Genomic DNA, 15,454 nt, shown 5'->3' with positions numbered 1-15,454 from the left:
GGGCTGCCGGCGCGTCGCCGGTAGGCTCGGAGGCATGCTGAACATGGCCGAGGGTGTCGCGCGCCTGGGCGCCCTGGCGGCATCCCCCGTCGTGTCGGCGCTCGCCGACGCCTTCGCCGCGGCGGGCTTCGAGCTCGCGATCGTCGGCGGACCCGTGCGCGACGCGCTGTTGGGGCGGGCGACCAACGACCTGGACTTCACGACCGATGCCCGGCCCGACGACATCCTCCGCGTCGTCGAGCCCCTCGCCACGGCGACGTGGGACATCGGCCGCGTTTTCGGGACCATCGGAGCGAAGGTGCGGGGCGAGCAGGTCGAGATCACGACCTACCGCGCCGACAGCTACGACGGCGTGACGCGCAAGCCGACGGTCGAGTTCGGCGACACGCTCGACCAGGATCTCGCTCGGCGCGACTTCACCGTCAACGCGATGGCGCTGCGCGTGCCCGGCCCCGCGCTGGTCGACCCGATGGGAGGCGTCGAGGATCTCGTCGCCCGGACGCTGCGCACCCCGAGCGACCCCGGCGTGAGCTTCGGCGACGACCCGTTGCGGATGCTGCGCGCCGCCCGCTTCGCGTCGCAGCTGGGCTTCACGGTCGAGCCGGCGACCGAGCGCGCGATGGCCGACCTGCGCGACACCCTGGCGATCGTCAGCCCCGAGCGCGTGCAGGGCGAGCTCGTCAAGCTGCTGCGCGCGGACGACCCCGATCGCGGCATCCGTCGGCTGGTCGAGACCGGACTCATGGAGCTCGTGCTGCCCGAGGTGCCGGCCTTGCGCCTCGAGATCGACGAGCACCACCACCACAAGGACGTCTACGAGCACTCGCTGACGGTGCTGCGTCAGGCGATCGACCTCGAGCACGAGCGGCATCCCGGCGCCGAGCCCGACGTCGTGCTGCGCCTGGCCGCCCTGCTGCACGACATCGGCAAGCCCGCGACGCGCAAGCTCGAGCCTGGCGGCGGCGTGAGCTTCTACCACCACGACATCAAGGGCGCGCGGATGAGCCGTAAGCGCCTGCAGGCGCTGCGGTTCGATTCCGACACGATCTCGTCGGTCAGCCGGTTGGTCGAGCTGCACCTGCGGTTCTTCGGCTACTCCGAGGGCGCCTGGACCGATTCCGCGGTGCGCCGCTATGTCCGCGACGCCGGCGACGAGCTCGAGCGGCTGCACATCCTCACTCGCGCCGACGTCACGACGCGGAACAAGCGCAAGGCTGCACGCCTCAAGACCGCCTACGACGACATCGAGCGCCGCATCGACGAGCTCGCCGCGGCCGAAGAGCTCGGCGCCATGCGGCCGGAGCTCGACGGCAACCGCATCCAGGAGATCCTGGGCATCGGTCCGGGACGCGAGGTGGGCGAGGCGTACCGGTTCCTGCTCGACATCCGGCTCGACGAGGGCATGATCGGACCGGATGCCGCGGAGCAGCGGCTGCGCGACTGGTGGGCTTCGCGCTCCTGAGACGCGGCGGGCATGGTCGCACGCCGCAGGGCGCTCGGCAACCCCCCACGATGGGCGTTCCCCTGTCCGCTGCCCGCTGACAGGATGGCGGCGGGGATGTTGCACGTGAAACATCGCGATGACCCGTCGCCGCCGCAACCCCCGATTTCGAGGGAGGCAGCGCATGAGGACCGCACGTATCTCGTGGACGAGCGTGGGCGCGACGGAGTCCATCGAACGGTGCACGGTCGAACATTCCGATGACGGCATCCGCATCGTCGGCGAGGTCGAGGGCGGCGATCATCCGTGCCGGTATGCGCTGCGGCTCGACGAGAACGGCGTGTTCGATCACGCGGCGATCACGGCGGGCGAACGCGAGGTCGCGATCGAACGCACGCCGCAGGGGTGGCGCGTCGACGGCGTCGCGCGACCCGACCTCGCGGACGCCACCGACATCGACATCGTCGCGACCCCCGCGACCAACACGCTGCCCATCCGCCGACTCGGTCTGCCGGTCGGCGGTCGCGCCGAGATCCAGGTGGCGTGGGTGGCGGTACCCGAGCTCGACGTGCGGCTCGCGGCCCAGCGCTACACGCGTGTCGGTCCGCGGGCATATTGCTACGAATCGGCCGATGGGGGATTCCGCCGCACCCTCACCGTCGACGGGGACGGCTTCGTCCTGAGCTACCCCGGCCTGTTCGAACGGGTCACCGGATCATGACCGCCCGACGCACCGACGACAGAGGTTCTCGCCATGACTGACAGCACCGACGGGATCGACGACGTCCCCTCCTCCGCGCTCACGGCGCTCGCGCGGGCGTACGGCATCGCGACGGAGTACGACTCTTTCTTCGGTCAGCAGGTCACCGTCCCCGCGGCGACTCTGCGCGCCCTGTTGGCGGCGATGGGTGTCGCCGTCGGCGATGACGACGCGAGCGTGGACGCGGCGCTGAGCGACGCCGAAGCCGCGCCGTGGCGCCGCCTGGTGCCGCCGTCGACCGTGGTGCGCGCGGGATCGGGCGAGCTCGACCTGCACGTCGCGGACGGTCACGACGTCGAGGTCGTCGTCGTGCTCGAGGACGGCTCGATCCGCCCGATCGCCATCCCCGCGCAGCAGCCCGTCGCCCGCTCGATCGACGGCGCGACGCGCTGGCGCGTTCGGGTGCCACTGCCGGCCGACCTGCCTCTGGGCTGGCATACCGTCAACGCGCGGCAGTCGGGCGCCACCGACGACATCATCGAGACCGGCGCCTTGATCGTCACCCCGCGGCGACTCACCCTGCCGCCGGCGGGGGAGGGCGAGCGCTCCTGGGGGCTCATGGCCCAGCTGTACTCGGTGCGCTCCCATCGGTCGTGGGGGCTCGGGGATTTCGCTGACCTCGCTGACCTCGCCGCCATCGCGGGGGAGTCCGGCGCCGACTACCTGCTCATCAACCCCGTGCACGCCGCCGAGGTCACCGAGCCGATCGAGCCCTCGCCCTACCTGCCCTCGTCGCGCCGATTCCTCGCGCCGTTGTACGTGCGCCCCGAGCTCATTCCCGAGGCGGCATACCTCTCCGACGCCCAGCGGACCCGCTTCGATGAGCTGCACGCTGAGGCGGCGGCATCCAACTCCGACGCGGCGCGTCTGGACCGCGACCGGGTGTGGACCGCCAAGCACGAGGTTCTGGAGATGCTCTTCGCGGTCGAGCCCTCGCCCGCGAGGCGGACCGGCTTCGACGCGTTCGTTCGTCGTGAGGGTCGCGCACTCGCCGACTTCGCGCTCTGGTGCGCCCTGCGCGAGCACGAGGCCGCCGGCAACGAGCCGCTGCCCGCCGGCACGGCGATCGACGACCCGGCAGTCACCGAGCTACGGGAGCGCCTCGCCGACCGGATCGCGTTCCACAGCTGGCTGCAGTGGAACGTCGACGATCAGCTCGCGGATGCCGCGCAGGCGGCCTCGTCCGCCGGCATGCGGATCGGGATCATGCACGACCTCGCCGTCGGTGTGTCGACCGAGGGGTCGGATGCCTGGTCGATGCGTGCCCTCTACGCTCCCGGCGTCATCGTTGGCGCACCGCCCGACATGTACAACCAGCAGGGTCAGGCGTGGAACCAGCCGCCCTGGCTACCGAGCGCGCTCGCCGAAACGGCGTACGCGCCGCTGCGCGACATGGTGCGCAGCCTGCTGCGCCACGCCGGGGCCCTGCGCATCGACCACATCCTGGGCTTCTTCCGGCTGTGGTGGATCCCCGAGGGCAGCGGCCCGGGCGAGGGCACCTACGTGCGGTACGACCACGAGGCGATGATCGGGGTCCTGGCTCTCGAGGCGCAGCGCGCGGGAGCGGTGATCATCGGCGAAGACCTCGGGCTCGTCGAGCCGTGGGTGCGCGACTACCTGGGCGAACGCGGCATCCTCGGCACGTCCGTGCTGTGGTTCGAGCGCGACGAGGACGGCGGTCCGCTACCGCCCGAGAAGTACCGCACCGACGTGCTCGCGACCGTCAACACGCACGATCTGCCGCCGACGGCCGGCTACCTCGACGGCGAGCACGTCGCGCTGCGGGCGCGTCTCCAGCTGCTCACCCGCTCCGTCGAGGACGAGTGGGCCGACTTCGAGGCGGAGCGCGACCGCATGCTCGGCGTGCTGCGGTCGCAGGGCCTGATCGACGACGACGCGAGCGAGCAGCAGGTCGTCGAGGCGTTGCATGTGTTCCTCGCCGCCTCGCCGTCGCGCCTGCTCGGGGTCTCGCTCGTCGATGCGGTGGGGGAGAAGCGGGTGCAGAACCAGCCGGGGACGGATGACGAGTATCCGAACTGGCAGGTGCCCCTCGCGGATGCGAACCGGAAGGCGGTGCTGCTCGACGACCTCGCCGAGTCGCCGCGGTTCCGCTCGCTCGTCGAGGCGGTGGAGCGGAGCCTGCGCGGAGACGAGTGATCGGTATCACGATCCAGGCCGCGCCGACCTTGTCAAGCCGCTACTGCCCGGCCCCCCGGTCGCGCCTACGGTCAAGAGTCGGACGAGAGGAGACGCCATGGACGCGACTGCGCCGCTCACGAAGGCCAAATACCCCCGGTCGCTGATCGCGGGACCCTACGGACATCCATTCCACGCGATCGCGATCATCCTGCCCATCGGGGCGTGGGTGTCGGCGTCGGTGTTCGACGTGCTGTTCCTCACCGCAGACGATGGCTCCGCCTTCGCCCTCGGCGCGCGCATCCTGATCGCCGTCGGTCTGCTCGGCGCCGTGGTGGCGGCCATCCTCGGCCTCATCGACTGGAGCTCGATCCCGAAGGGGACCGCGGCGCGTGCGACCGGGTCGACGCACATGGTGATCAACTTCATCGCGATGGCCATCTACACCGGAAGCCTGGTGCTGCGCCTCGACACCGACGTCGTTCCCACGCTGGCGATGATCGCCAGCTTCATCGGGCTCGCGCTGCTCTCGGTGTCGGGATGGCTCGGTGGCAAGCTCGCGCACACCTACGGCGTACGCGTCGCGACCGAGACCACTCAGGCCGAGGGCCTCGAGCCGCTGCCCTGAGCTCACGCAGCTGCGCACGAATGACACGACGACAGGCGAAGGAGACACGATGACCGACCAGGAGACGCGACCGGACAAGCGGCCGCTCACCCCGCTGGCGGGTCCGTACGGACACCCCTTCCACCCGATCGCGGTGACCATTCCGATCGGGGCGTGGATCGCGAGCTTCGTGTTCGACATCATCGGCCTGATCGTCGCCGATCCGACGCCGTACGCCGTCGGATCGCGTGTGCTGATCGGTATCGGCCTGATCGGCAGCGTGCTCGCGATCGGCCTCGGCATCCTCGACTACATGCGCATCCCCGATCGGACGCGGTCCTCGAGCACCGCGACCATCCACATGGGCCTGAATTTCGTCGTGTGCGGTGCCTATCTGTTCCAGCTCTTCCTGCGCACCTCGACCGACGACATCCCGATCGCCGGTGTCATCTTCAGTGCGGTGAGCCTGCTGGTTCTCAGTCTGTCGGGGTGGCTCGGCGGCAAACTCGCCTACCGCTACGGCGTCCGCGTCGCGCACGAGTCGAAGCAGGCGGAAGGCTACGTGCTGCGCCGCGCGCGGCGCTGACTGCCGGCGTCAGAGGGTCGGCTCGATGAGCCGCCAGACGAGTTCGGGGTTCTCGAGGAACATCGCGTGCCCGACGGAGTTCTCGTGGATCACGCGCCACCCGGCGGCTTCCAGGGCCGCGGGCAGAGGATCCGGAACGACGTAGGGCGCATCGCCCGACAGGACGACCGTCGACCGCGGCACCGGCACCGGCACCAGGTACGGGTGCGTCGCGACATCCTGCAGGACCGACAGCGCCATTCTCCGGTCCCACCGTGCCTGCGAGGCACGCTCGATCGCGGCGCGCTCCGGCGTCAGCGCGGGAGTGCGCACGCCCCGCCGCGCCGCTGCCGCGAACACCGGGATCGACCAGCGGACGCGACGCACGAGGAAGCCGCCGAGACCCGCGTCGGGGAGCGCGAGCTTGAAACCCGGGTCGAGATACACCGCGCTCGCCGGGACGAGGCGGTCGATGGCCCGGACCACGACGGCTCCGCCCAGCGAATGCGACACGATGCCGTCGAGCCCCGTGGGCAGCGACTCGACCAGGTCGTCGGCAAAGTCGTCGAGCCGGTACGACGAGGCCCGGTCCGAGCGGCCATGGCCCCGCAGGTCGACCGTGACGAGGGTGTACGCGCCCGACGTGGCGGCGCATCGGATCAGGTCGTTCCACACCGTTCCGTCGTTGCCGAGACCGTGAACGAATGCGATGCGCTTCGGGCCGGACCCCGTCGTCTCGATGTGCAGCTTCACTGATGCGCTCCTCGCGTGTGTCGGGCGCGACGACCACCCGCTAGCATCCTCGGCATGAGTGAGGACGCCGGCACTGCCTCGGCAGCCCCGGGGCTGAAGGCCGAGCGGACCAAGGCCTTCGTCGATGCCGTCGTCGCGATCGCGATGACGCTGCTCATTCTCCCCCTGATGGACAGCGTCAACGACAGTGCTGCGCGAAACCACACGACGGCGGAGTGGCTCATCGCCGAGCGTGATCAGCTGCAGAGCTTCTTGATCAGCTTCGTGCTCATCGCGATGTTCTGGATGCTGCACCACCGGCTGTTCGTCTCCGTCATGCGCGTCTCCGCCGCCCTGTTCTGGATCACCGTGGGGTGGATGCTCACGATCGTGTGGATGCCGGTCGTCACCGCGCTCACCGGCCAGGTCGACGACGACCCGCTGCAGAAGGCGATCTACATCGGCAGTCTCATCGCCACCACCGGAATCCTGCTGGCCACCCGCATCCATCTCCTGCGGCGCCCCGAGCTGCACTCGTCGGCGCGCGCCGATCTGCGCGTCGGCATGTCGATCGACGTGTCGATGATCGTGCTGTTCGCGCTCGCCCTCGTCATTGCGATCGCCGTGCCCGCGATCGGATACCTCGCCCTCTTCGTCATGTTCCTGACCGGCGTCGTGCAACGAGGCGTGAGCCGGCTCCTGCGCTGACGGACGCCGCATCCTGTCAGCTGCTGAGGGCGGCATGGGGCGGTGTCCGCGCGGCTCGGACGGCGGGGTAGAGGCCGGCCACGGCGCCGACCACCAGCGTCGACGCGACGCCGACGATCGGGACCGCCACGAGAAGTACGGTGGGCCACCCGTTGATCGTCGCGACGAGGGTGGTCACGGCGAATCCGATGACCGCACCTGCGCCGCCGCCGAGGGCCGAGAGCACGAGCGCCTCGGTGAGGAACTGCAGACGGATGTGCCGCCGCGTCGCGCCGAGCGCGCGGCGGAGTCCGATCTCGCGCCGGCGTTCGATGACCGAGATCACCATGGTGTTCGCGACGCCGATGGCGCCCACCAGCAGCGCGATCCCGCCGAGGCCGAGGAGCATCCCCGTGAACGCGTCGTCGACCGCGTTCACGGCGGCGAGGGCATCGGAGGGGCGCGAGACGGCGACCGTGCTGGGGGCGTCGGGATGGATGACGCGGGCGATGCGCGGCCGGATGCTCGCGATCGCCTCGTCGTCGACCCGTTGATAGAGCGTCGTCGGTTCGCCCGAGAAGTCGAGCGACCGATACGCCAGCGGCATCCCGACGAGCGCCGTGATGTCGATCTCCGGGGCGAGCGCGACGGGGTCGAGGATGCCGATCACCGTGGTGTTCACGCCGCCCAGCCAGACGAGGCCGCCCGGTTCGGTGATACCCAGGCGCTCGGCCGCCGTGGCCCCGAGGACCGTGGTGGGGAAGGCGGCCGTCACCGGATCGAACCACCGTCCGCTCGCCAGGTCGGCCGCCACGACGCCGGGCAGTTCGGGACCGGCGGCGGCGACCAGGAGTCCGCCGGTGCGTGCCGGGTCGATCAGCGAGCTGCGGTACACGTGGACGTCGGCGAGCGTGGCGAGCGAGCTGACCGTCTCGATGCCCGGGAGGCGCGCGAGGCGGGCATCCGCGTTGACCGGAAGCGGGACGGGATCGCCCACCGCAGGAGGCTCGCTCGTGGTCGTGAGGAGGTTCGTCCCGAGCTCGGCCAGGCTCGCGTTCAGCCGCGCCTGGCTGGAGGCCGAGATGCCGAGCACAGCGACCATCGCGGCGACGCCGATCGCAATGCCGAGCGCCGACAGCACGGCGCGGAGCGGCTTCGAACGGATGCCCTCGGACCCCAGGCGCACGAGATCGGCGGCGCGCAGGCGTGAGCGGGACGAGGACGGCACGGTCATGCGGGTACTCCTGAGTCGGATCGGAGGAGGCCGTCGCCGATGGCGATACGGCGGGGAAGTCGTGCAGCCAGGCCCGGGTCGTGGGTGATCACGACGATGCTCGTCCCGGCGGCGTTGAGCTCGTGGAGCAGGTCGACGATCCCCGAGCCCGAGCGTGAGTCGAGGTTGCCCGTCGGTTCGTCCGCGAGCAGGATCGGTGGGTCGCCCACGACGGCGCGGGCGATCGCGACGCGTTGACGCTCACCGCCGGACATCTGGTTGGGCAGGTGCGAGCGGCGGTGGGCGAGACCCACCCGGCTCAGCGCCTCCTCCGCCCGACGGCGCCGCTCGGCCCGCGGGATGCCGGTGTACAGCAGTCCGTCGGCGACGTTGTCGGTCGCGGTGACCCCTTCGCGCAAGTGGAACTGCTGGAAGACGAAACCGATGAGCCGAGCGCGCAGGGCGGAGAGGTCCGCGTCGGCGAGCGTCGCGGTGTCGACGCCGCCGACGTGCACGCTGCCGGAGGTCGGGCGGTCGAGGGTGCCGATGATGTTCATCAGTGTCGACTTGCCCGAACCGCTCGCCCCGACGATCGCGACGAACTCGCCGGCGTCGATCCGCAGGCTGACGCCCGCGAGCGCGGCGATGGGCGGCGTCCCGTACGCGCGGGTGACCTCATCGAGGCGCAGAAGAGCCGTCATCGCCGCGGAACCACGACGTCGGTGCCGACCTCGATGCCGTCGCCGCTGATCGCGACGTTTCCCGACGCGAACGCGCCGACCGTCACCGGGACCAGCGCCCGCCCGCCGTCCGCTGCCCGGCCCGGCAACTCGACCGCGAAGGTGTCGTCGTCGAGGGGGAGGAGCGCATTGATCGGAACGGTCAGGGCGTCCTCTTGCAGCATGCTGGCGAACCGGACCGTGACGGTCGACAGCGCGAGTCCGCCGAGAGCCTCCTGGGACAGCAGATCGATGCGGACGGGGATGACGACACTCGTGCCCGTCCCGTCTGCCGCTGGCTGCTCGACCGGGTCGTCGACCGTGCCCACGACACCCTCGACATCCGTGCCGGTGGGGAGGGCGACGGTGACGGTCGTGCCCGGAACGGCCAGGCCGCGATCGGTGGACTTCATGTTGAGCAGCACCGTCTGCTCTGTGCCGGTCGCGGAGTAGAGCGGTGTGCCCTCGCCGACCTGCGCTCCCACGCGCGTGTCGAGGGCGGACACCCGCAGGTCACGGTCGGAGAACAGCAGCGTCGATCGGCTGACGGTGCCCGTCTGCTCGACGCCGAGGGACTTCTGCCACGCCCGGACTGCGGCGGAGGTGTCACGGGCGAACCGGTCGTCGGGCTCGCCCGCGAAGAAGCCGAAGCCCTTCAGGTTGGCCTCGAGCTGCCGGACATCCTCGCCGCGCGTCATGTCGGCCGAGAAGTCGCGCCAGGCGGGCGCGGCACCGCGCATCAGGATCACCGGACGCGTGTCGATGCGATACAGGATGCCGCCGGCGGCGACCGTCGCCCCGACGGGGGGCACCTCGGTGACGGTGCCCCCCGTGCCGGCGATCACCGGGAGGGTGAAGGAGTACTGCAGCTTCCCGGATGCGAGGGTCTCGGCGACCATGTCGCCCGAGACCACCTCGACCGTCGTCTGCGCGGGGGTGGTCGCCGCATCGGGCTGCAGCTGCGCGTTCGACCACACCGCCCAGCCGGTGGTGCCGGCGGCGAGGACCACCGCCGCGCCGGCGGCGATCATTCCGCGCGCGGCCCTCGACGGCCGTCGACCGCCGGTCACGGCGTCACCGAGATGCACTCGGCGACCTCGGCCTCGGAGGCGTCCGCGGGAACCGTGTACGCCTTACCCAGCGCCGGTTCTTCGACGTCGTATCCGAGCTCACGGAAGCACGTCGCCTCGGCGAGCCAGACCTCGAGCACCTCCGCCTCGTCGTACCCCTCGGCGACCGGCGGCTGTCCGATTTCGTCCATGCAGGCCGGTACGGCGTTGCGGACCTCGGTGCTGTTCTCTTGGATGCCCTGACCCGGCTGCGGGTCCTTCACGTCGAGACCCCTGTCGCGCAGGCACTGCGCGAGCTCGAGGTCGTACGCGTCGCGTTCCGCCGACACGGACGAGCTTCCGCCCCCCTGTCCGGTGGACGCGTTGCGGTCCGCGCCGGTGTTCGGCGCGGCGGCGGGCGAGCACGCCGCGAGCGACGTCGCGAGCACGGCCGCGGCGGCCAGGGCGAGGAATGAACGGGTGGTTCGAGTACCGAGCACGGGGAATCCCTTCGATGGGCGCTTCGGGGTGAAGCGCGATCATCAGTCAAGGGATGTCGCTGTTGCGGTGCCGTATGCGTCCGTCGATACGTTCCGCATACCTCGCCGGTGCTTCCTCAGCGCGTGGCTGAGAGCACTCCGCCGATGAAGGCGATCACCGGCCCGACCGCGCCGACGGCGACCACCGCCAGGACGATGATCACCGCGACCCACGGCACCGTCTTCTTCAAGCGCTGACCCGGCACGGCCACGCCCGCCGGGGGGCGCAGCAGACCCGGCGGAGGTGAAACCGGCAGAGCGGATGCCGCGCTCGCCGCGGGTGGAGCTGTCACAGCCGGCGCCGCGAGTCGGTCGTCGCGCCAGCGCTCCCACTGCGCGAGTTTGTCGATCATCGCCCCGACCGCACCGAACAGCCATGACCAGGTCGCAGGGTCGAGGGTCGAGAAGTCGCGCTTGCCGTAGAAGAAGAGCCAGTCGTCGACGATCTCGACGTCGAGTGCGGCGGCGTTGTCGACGAAGCGCGCCATGATGTCGGGCGTGAACAGGTACAGGGCATCGCGTTCGTAGCCGCGCGGGCAGTACAGGCGGAAGTAGCGGTCGAAGTCGCCCTCGAGGCTCAGGTGCTGGTCGCGGTCGAAGGCCACCGGCAGGTTCGAGCCGAACAGGCCGTTGTTGCCGACGGCATCCAGCACGATGTGCGGCAGGGGCGTCGACAGGTGCACCGCGACGTACCCCCACGTGTGCGTCTGCTGGTTCTTGCCCGACCCGGTCGTGTAGCGGTAGTTCCCGAACTCGACGAACCGCGGCCGGTCGCCGCGGACGAGGTTCGATGCCATCCGGCTCGAGCCCTGCGCGAAGATCATGCCCGGCAGCGGGGGCTGCGGGCGCTGAGGCTCGAAGGTCATGCCGTTGGCTCGCGCGAAGCGGTCGAGCCGGTACCAGACGGCCGCTTGCGCCGCGCGCTGACGACGGACGAAGAACGGGATGAGGGTGGCGAGTGCGACGAGGATGACGAGGGGGATGACCGTCGTCAACGACAGTGCAGCGCCGGTGCCCGACCGCGTCCCGGCCGCGAGGACGAGGCCGCCGATGACCGTGGTGAGGATGCCGCCGAAGACGAGCACGACGAAGCCCACCACGACGATCGCGATGATGACCCCGGCGGTGCCCGACCCACCCGGAAGGCGCCCGGTCTCGGCGAGGTGCGTGCGGAACGCGCGGGCGGTTGCGGGCGAGACCGGCTCGTGCAGGGGGCGGGGATCGAAGGGGACGCTCACCGGTTCACCTCGTCCGCGCCCCACGACAGGGACGCGTCGGCCGGCAGGCGCAGGGCTTCGAGGTCGGGGGAGCGGCAGATCGCATCGATCAGCTCGCGCGACCCGCCGACGATCGTCGAGTCGAAGTCGACCTCCGAGACCATCACCCAGGCGCGATCCGCCGGCCAGAACAGACTCGGGCTCTGCGCCCCCGGCTCGAAGCCCATCGCCTCGGCGGGTCGGTCGCGCCACGGCATCCGCGTCTGCCAATCGTCGACGGTGAACTCGGCGGCACGGCCGCGGAAGAGGACGAAGGCGCGTTCGGGTAGAGCGAGCCGGGGGCCCTCGGAGATCTCGCGGGAGAGGATGCCCTCCTGCCAGCTGGGCTTGCGGAACACGCTGTTGAAACGGTCGGAGAACGACGACCCGAGCATGAGGTTGTGTCGAGCCAGGTCGGCGTCCGCGGGGTCGCCTGCCTGGAAGAAGGTCCGCGAGGGATGCCGTCCGAGATGACCGAGCAGACCGCCCCGGCCCTCCCACAGGCCAGCGACCACGTCATCCGGCGCCGATGTGTGCGCGGTGAGCAGGCGGACGAGGGAGGGCAGCAGCTGCGGGTCGAGTTCGCCCGCCACCGGAGCCGTGAACCAGCGGCCGTCGGGCGAGGTCATCTGGTTCGAGCCGAACTCGGGCGAGCGCACAAGCGCGTCCCACTGGGCGAGCGGGTGGAGCGTCGTCCCGAACGCGGCGGCGGTCTCCGCCCATGTGGCGGGATGGGTGACGAGGTCCGCCACCAACCGCTGCGATTGCTGCCATGTCATCCCGACCCACTCATCGGAGGGCGGAAGCGGGGCGCCGTTCGGACGGGACTGGACGGATGCCGGATGCAGGATCCGCGCGTACGCCTCGAAGCCCCGCGGCACCACGTCATGAAACGTCCCCCGCCAGGGGTCGTCGACCCGTTCGCGCAGCCAATCGCCGACCGAGACGTCCGCCGTCCACTCCATGCGCCCACGCTATCGGTGACGCGTCGGCGGGGGGACGCGCGATCAGGTAGGCTGTTGTGGTTGTCCGACCTCGGTCGGGCACGTGCTACACACCCTCCTGCTTCCGGGAAATGCCCGGGAGCCGTTCTAGTCCGAAGGAGGTGGGTCAGTGACGCACACGTACCAGTACGAGCTCATGGTGATTCTCCAGCCCGAGATCGATGAGCGTCAGGTTGCTCCCAACCTTGACAAGTTCCTCAAGGTCATCACGAATGACGGCGGAACCATCGAGAACGTCGACATCTGGGGCCGCCGCCGCCTGGCGTACGAGATCCAGAAGAAGAACGAAGGCATCTACGCCGTCGTCAACTTCACCGCGACGAGCGAGACCACGCAGGAGCTCGACCGCCAGCTGAAGCTGAGCGAGTCGATCATGCGCACCAAGGTCCTGCGCGCCGAGGAGGCCATCGCACAGGTCGCCGCCGAGAAGGCGCGCTCCGAGGCGAAGGCCGCCCGCAAGGCTGCTGCCCCCGCTAAGGCTGCGAAGGCCTAAGGCACATGGCCGGCGAGACCGTCATCACCGTCGTGGGCAACCTCACGGCAGACCCCGAGCTGCGTTACACGCAGAACGGCCTGCCGGTGGCGAACTTCACGATCGCCTCGACTCCTCGCACCTTCGACCGCCAGGCGAACGAGTGGAAGGACGGCGAAGCGCTGTTCCTCCGCGCGTCCGTGTGGCGCGAATTCGCCGAGCACGTGGCGGGGTCGCTGACCAAGGGCATGCGGGTCGTCGCGACCGGCCGCCTGCGTCAGCGCTCCTACCAGGACCGTGAGGGCCAGAACCGCACCGCGATCGAGCTGGAGGTCGACGAGATCGGCCCCTCGCTGCGCTACGCGACCGCACAGGTCACGCGCGCGGCATCCGGCGGCGGTGGCGGTGGCGGAAACTTCGGCGGCGGTCAGCAGTCGCGCCCGCAGCAGCAGGTGCAGGAAGAGCCGTGGGCGACCCCGGGGTCCTCCGCACCGGATGCATGGAGCGCACCGGGAACCAGCGGCGCCTCCTACGGCGACGACACCCCGTTCTGAATCGGATTCCGGGTGCTGCCCGCAGCGGCATCCGATCATCACTCTCGTAAGGAAAAACAATGGCTGGAAAGGCAACCGGCGACCGCCGCAAGCCGCGGAAGGGTGCGAAGAACGCGGCCCCCGCGAAGGCGATCCGCGTCGGCGTCATCGACTACAAGGACGTTTCGACGCTCCGCAAGTTCATCTCGGAGCGTGGGAAGATCCGCGCCCGTCGTATCACCGGTGTCTCGGTGCAGGAGCAGCGTCTGATCGCCAAGGCGATCAAGAACGCGCGCGAAATGGCGCTCCTGCCTTACGCCGGCGCTGGCCGGTAAGGAGCACCGACATGGCAAAGCTGATTCTCACGAACGAGGTCGCCGGGCTCGGAAGCGCCGGTGACGTCATCGAGGTCAAGAACGGGTACGCCCGTAACTACCTCATCCCCCAGGGCTTCGCTGTGGCCTGGACCCGCGGTGGCGAGAAGCAGGTGGCGTCCATCCGCGCCGCCCGTGACGCCCGCGCGATCCACGATCACGAAGAGGCCGTGGCCCTCAAGAACAACCTCGAGTCGAACAAGGTCAAGCTGTCGGTCAAGGCCGGCGCCGAAGGCCGTCTGTTCGGTGCGGTCAAGCCCGCCGACGTGGCTGACGCCGTCAAGACCGCTGGTCTGGGCGAGCTCGACAAGCGCAAGATCCACATCACCGCGCCGATCAAGGCCGTGGGCGAGCACGAGGCGACCATTCGCCTGCGTGACGACCTCACCGCCGTGATCACCCTGCAGGTGGTCGCCGCCAAGTAATACCTGGCGCACGAGTACGGATGCCGCGGACCTTCGGGTTCGCGGCATCCGTCGTTTCTGCCCTCGCGCAGGCCGGAGCGGATGCCGCAGACCCGACGGCCTGCGGCATCCGCTGTTCCGGTTGGTGATGCTCCTCGGTTCAGACCGTGGCGCGGCGGCGCAGTCCGACGAGGACCAGGCCGGCCAGCACCAGGGTCAGCGCGCCGAGGCCGAGAGCCGCCGGCAGCTCACCGCCGGTCTTGGCGAGCATCAGCGGGCGGGCCGTCGAACCGGCCGCCGGAGCCGCGACGACGCTCGCAGCCTCGCTGCGGACGGCGGTCGCTGCGGGGCTACCCGTCGAGACCGTCGGCGTGGTGCGGGGTGTGGTGCCCGGCGTGCTGGTTCCCGGGGTGGTGCCGGGCGTCGTGCCGGGGGTGGTGCCGGGCGTCGTGCCAGGGGTGGTGCCGGGGGTGGTGCCGGGCGTCGTGCCGGGGGTGGTGCCGGGCGTGGTGCCGGGGGTGGTGCCGGGCGTCGTGCCGGGGGTGGTGCCGGGCGTCGTGCCGGGGGTGGTGCCGGTGTTGGCGTCGCCGATCACCGTGACGGCCGTGCCGCCCACCGAGATCGGCGCCGTGATGGGGAGCACGATCTGGGTGCCGCTGCCGATACCGCCCGAGCCGCCGGTCACCGGAGCGGTGGTGCCGCCCGTGGTGCCGGTGTTGCTGCCGGTGGTGGTGTCGCTGTTGGCGTCGCCGATGACGGAGACGGCGGTGCCGTCGAGGTCGATCGGTGCGGTCACGGGTGCGATGACCTGGGTGCCGGATCCGATTCCGTCGGTGCCGTCGGTGGTCGGGGCGCCGGTGGTGCCGCCGGTGTTGCCGGTGTTGCCGCCGGTGGTGGTGTCGCTGTTGGCGTCGCCGATGACGGAGACGGCGGTGCCGTCGAGGTCGATCGGTGCGGTCACGG

General features: G+C 70.6%; 17 protein-coding genes and 1 pseudogene. 10 read left to right on the top strand and 8 right to left on the bottom strand.

All coding sequences use genetic code 11. The features are described 5' to 3' along the window. Positions 1–34 precede the first annotated feature (34 nt). The 5 genes from PUW82_RS01965 to PUW82_RS01945 all read left to right on the top strand — a co-directional run bounded on the left by PUW82_RS01965 (position 35) and on the right by PUW82_RS01945 (position 5,530). Positions 35–1,462, top strand: a complete 1,428-nt coding sequence (locus PUW82_RS01965; RefSeq protein WP_274220663.1) for a CCA tRNA nucleotidyltransferase — start codon at positions 35–37, stop codon at positions 1,460–1,462. 163 nt (positions 1,463–1,625) lie between these two features. Continuing rightward, positions 1,626–2,162 (top strand): putative glycolipid-binding domain-containing protein, encoded by a 537-nt coding sequence (locus tag PUW82_RS01960; RefSeq protein ID WP_274220662.1) that lies wholly within the window; start codon positions 1,626–1,628, stop codon positions 2,160–2,162. A gap of 33 nt (positions 2,163–2,195) precedes the next feature. Continuing rightward, positions 2,196–4,358: a 4-alpha-glucanotransferase gene (malQ, locus tag PUW82_RS01955; protein WP_274220661.1), complete on the top strand. Its 2,163-nt coding sequence runs from the start codon at positions 2,196–2,198 to the stop codon at positions 4,356–4,358. A 97-nt stretch (positions 4,359–4,455) separates the two neighbouring features. Then, positions 4,456–4,965 carry a DUF2231 domain-containing protein gene (locus PUW82_RS01950; RefSeq protein WP_274220660.1) on the top strand — a complete coding sequence of 170 codons (510 nt, stop codon included), beginning with the start codon at positions 4,456–4,458 and terminating at the stop codon, positions 4,963–4,965. Between the two features lie 49 nt (positions 4,966–5,014). After that, complete coding sequence (locus tag PUW82_RS01945; protein ID WP_274220659.1) at positions 5,015–5,530, top strand: DUF2231 domain-containing protein; 516 nt, start codon at positions 5,015–5,017, stop codon at positions 5,528–5,530. 9 nt (positions 5,531–5,539) lie between these two features. Here PUW82_RS01945 and PUW82_RS01940 read toward each other — a convergent pair whose 3' ends face one another. Beyond that, positions 5,540–6,262 carry an alpha/beta fold hydrolase gene (locus tag PUW82_RS01940; RefSeq protein WP_274220658.1) on the bottom strand — a complete coding sequence of 241 codons (723 nt, stop codon included), beginning with the start codon at positions 6,260–6,262 and terminating at the stop codon, positions 5,540–5,542. A 54-nt stretch (positions 6,263–6,316) separates the two neighbouring features. On the opposite strand from PUW82_RS01940, the gene PUW82_RS01935 reads away from it, so the two are divergent. Then, positions 6,317–6,949: a TMEM175 family protein gene (locus PUW82_RS01935; RefSeq protein ID WP_274220657.1), complete on the top strand. Its 633-nt coding sequence runs from the start codon at positions 6,317–6,319 to the stop codon at positions 6,947–6,949. Between the two features lie 16 nt (positions 6,950–6,965). On the opposite strand, the gene PUW82_RS01930 is transcribed toward PUW82_RS01935, so the two are convergent. From PUW82_RS01930 to PUW82_RS01905, 6 genes are all read right to left on the bottom strand, one after another. Beyond that, positions 6,966–8,162, bottom strand: coding sequence for an ABC transporter permease (locus tag PUW82_RS01930; RefSeq protein WP_274220656.1), 1,197 nt, complete (start codon positions 8,160–8,162; stop codon positions 6,966–6,968). Beyond that, the gene (locus PUW82_RS01925; RefSeq protein ID WP_274220655.1) at positions 8,159–8,842 is read right to left on the bottom strand and encodes an ABC transporter ATP-binding protein; all 684 of its coding nucleotides are present in this window, start codon (positions 8,840–8,842) and stop codon (positions 8,159–8,161) included. Before PUW82_RS01925 ends, PUW82_RS01930 begins: the two co-directional genes overlap by 4 nt. After that, positions 8,839–9,891, bottom strand: a complete 1,053-nt coding sequence (locus PUW82_RS01920) for a peptidoglycan-binding protein (RefSeq protein ID WP_274220654.1) — start codon at positions 9,889–9,891, stop codon at positions 8,839–8,841. The genes PUW82_RS01925 and PUW82_RS01920 overlap by 4 nt, the downstream gene beginning before the upstream one ends. A 35-nt stretch (positions 9,892–9,926) precedes the next feature. After that, on the bottom strand, positions 9,927–10,409 hold the full coding sequence (locus PUW82_RS01915) for a hypothetical protein (RefSeq protein WP_274220653.1): 483 nt from the start codon (positions 10,407–10,409) through the stop codon (positions 9,927–9,929). Between the two features lie 116 nt (positions 10,410–10,525). Further along, positions 10,526–11,686, bottom strand: a complete 1,161-nt coding sequence (locus PUW82_RS01910) for a hypothetical protein (RefSeq protein WP_274220652.1) — start codon at positions 11,684–11,686, stop codon at positions 10,526–10,528. After that, on the bottom strand, positions 11,683–12,669 hold the full coding sequence (locus PUW82_RS01905) for a hypothetical protein (protein WP_274220651.1): 987 nt from the start codon (positions 12,667–12,669) through the stop codon (positions 11,683–11,685). Before PUW82_RS01905 ends, PUW82_RS01910 begins: the two co-directional genes overlap by 4 nt. A 175-nt stretch (positions 12,670–12,844) precedes the next feature. Between PUW82_RS01905 and rpsF the strand changes: the two genes are divergently transcribed. Genes rpsF through rplI form a run of 4 tightly spaced genes read left to right on the top strand, consistent with a single transcriptional unit; the run spans position 12,845 to position 14,512 of the window. Continuing rightward, positions 12,845–13,201 (top strand): 30S ribosomal protein S6, encoded by a 357-nt coding sequence (gene rpsF / locus PUW82_RS01900; RefSeq protein ID WP_210007747.1) that lies wholly within the window; start codon positions 12,845–12,847, stop codon positions 13,199–13,201. A 5-nt stretch (positions 13,202–13,206) separates the two neighbouring features. Continuing rightward, on the top strand, positions 13,207–13,734 hold the full coding sequence (locus tag PUW82_RS01895) for a single-stranded DNA-binding protein (RefSeq protein WP_274220649.1): 528 nt from the start codon (positions 13,207–13,209) through the stop codon (positions 13,732–13,734). A 59-nt stretch (positions 13,735–13,793) separates the two neighbouring features. Beyond that, positions 13,794–14,048 (top strand): 30S ribosomal protein S18, encoded by a 255-nt coding sequence (gene rpsR, locus PUW82_RS01890; protein WP_023953545.1) that lies wholly within the window; start codon positions 13,794–13,796, stop codon positions 14,046–14,048. Between the two features lie 11 nt (positions 14,049–14,059). Then, the gene (rplI, locus tag PUW82_RS01885) at positions 14,060–14,512 is read left to right on the top strand and encodes a 50S ribosomal protein L9 (RefSeq protein WP_274220648.1); all 453 of its coding nucleotides are present in this window, start codon (positions 14,060–14,062) and stop codon (positions 14,510–14,512) included. Between the two features lie 139 nt (positions 14,513–14,651). Here the strand turns inward: rplI and PUW82_RS01880 are convergent. After that, positions 14,652–15,454, bottom strand: a pseudogene (locus PUW82_RS01880) (hypothetical protein); the annotation flags it as partial.

Source organism: Microbacterium thalli (assembly GCF_028737325.1).
Lineage (GTDB): Bacteria > Actinomycetota > Actinomycetes > Actinomycetales > Microbacteriaceae > Microbacterium > Microbacterium thalli.
This window is presented reverse-complemented; position numbering and strand designations above follow the sequence as displayed.